1 protein-coding gene is annotated in these 1894 nt (G+C 45.4%); it reads left to right on the top strand.

Annotated elements, in window-relative coordinates; translation table 11 throughout:
* Positions 1-1637: 1637 nt before the first annotated feature.
* The gene (locus ACFPQ4_RS05975) at positions 1638-1862 is read left to right on the top strand and encodes a hypothetical protein (protein ID WP_378110874.1); all 225 of its coding nucleotides are present in this window, start codon (positions 1638-1640) and stop codon (positions 1860-1862) included.
* Positions 1863-1894 lie beyond the last annotated feature (32 nt).

The raw sequence follows: 1894 nt of genomic DNA, 5'->3' as shown, positions 1-1894 counted from the left end.
ACACATCGATCCCCCTAAGATATGAGCTATCTAAGGGGGATCGACGTCGGGAATTCACGATCGTTACATGAAATCGGGGGAAAGCTGGTAAAAACCGAATAAACATCACAAAACCATTTTTAAAACCTATATGAACTGAACTTCGCTTTCGGGCTGAGCTTAATCTTATATTGAAAGAATTGGTTACTTGGGCTGCATCGCATTGATGATCCTCATGAGTAAAAGTGGCTTAAATACAGATTTGATGAACCGCCCGCGGCAGCTGAATGGATTAAGACGAGTATTTTCAAGAACCGCCGGTGGCGACTGAATGGATTAAGACGAGTTTTTCAAGAACTGCCGGTGGCGAGTGAATGGATTAAGACGAGTTTTTCAAGAACTGCCTGCGGCAACAGAATGAATCAATACGTATATTTGAAGAACCGCCTGCCGGCAGGGGATTTTCAAGACGAGGAATTAATAAAGATAATAACGAACAAGAGAATAAATATAGTATTTTGTAAGCAAATTCGAAGAAGCCCCCGACATCATGTAACACCATATTCACGCATCGGGCATTCGCCCTCGGTCCGGCACGAAGTTAGAAGTGGAATCGGAGAGGCGTTTCAGTTTCGGGGAAGCTGGATCAGCCGGACACATCCGCACCGACTAACTGCGCAAGCGCAGCCGGCGACTTCGTCGCCTTAAGTCGGTGGGACGTCGTGAATACATGAACGTTATCTGCCATTGCCCTAGTGCTATGAAGAACATCCATCCCAGACCCAAACCTGAAACCTGTTATACAGGAAGCATTTTCGATGAAGAACTCAGACAATTCATATTAGTTAGTTTCATTTCGGTGGTGCTAATATGAATTGTATCAGGAACAGGTTTCAGATCGTTTGGGTCGGGACCGAAAGATTCGTTAAAGCTCTTAACTCTATTGAAGACCTTGATTCAAATCCAATCACATACTTTGAAAGCCTCATTCTGACCTTAACTGCGCCGCACCAATGGTACGTTGCAGCAAGTGATACGGTCAGAACGAGACTTCAAGTACTGATTTAAAGAATCAAGGCTTCAAGAACACGAGTTAAGAGCAAAGGCAACGAATCTTTCTTGGATGAGTCGAGGAAGAGGGCAACAGCAGATAACATGTGATTCACGCATCGGGACGACTCCGTCGCCCCTCGGTCCGGCAGCAGTCCGATGAGATTCGATGAGGCATTTCAGTATACAGGGAAGTGAACTCAGCCGGACACACCCGCACCACCTAACCGCATCGCGGCCGCCCTTCGGGCTTAAGGTGGTTGGGTGTCGTGAATCCCTGGACGTTAGCTGAAATCTCTCTTGCTGCGAAGAGTAAAGAACATATTAGGGTTGTAGATGTACGAGATTCATATGAGCAAGAATGTGATAGTTAAGGTGCAAAATGATACTACGTAAAACCGATTCGAAGAAGTAGAGAGACATCAGCTAACATAGGATTCACGCTTCGGGGGACAAGCCCCCTTCGGTCCGCACATTCGTGCGGACACACCTGCACCACCTAACCGCGTCGCGGCCGGCTCTTCGAGCCTTAAGGTGGTGAGGCGTCGTGAATCCCCGGACGTTATCTGAAACTCCCAATAAACACACAACAACTTAGGAGCAATATTATGACAATCATATTCAAAGAAATAAAAGACATTGATAAACAAGCCATTCAAGAACTTTTCCACTCGGTGGATTGGAAATCAGGAGATTACCCAGAAGATCTTAAACAAGCAATAAACAACTCGCATACGGTTATAACTGCATGGGATGACACCAAATTAGTTGGCTTAGTGAATGCTCTTTCTGACGGAGTGAATTGGAAAGCGAATGATGGAAAACATGCTTAGTCGATATTCTAATATCAAAACAAAAGTGCTGA

Source organism: Cohnella yongneupensis (genome assembly GCF_042655785.1).
Classification (GTDB): domain Bacteria; phylum Bacillota; class Bacilli; order Paenibacillales; family Paenibacillaceae; genus Cohnella; species Cohnella yongneupensis.
Note: the sequence above shows the minus strand (reverse complement) of the source record. Positions and strands in the feature narration are given on the sequence as shown.

Coding starts and splice junctions, on each gene's coding strand:
- ACFPQ4_RS05975 (WP_378110874.1), top strand. CDS start 1,638: ATGACAATCATATTCAAAGAAATAAAAGACATTGATAAACAAGCCATT.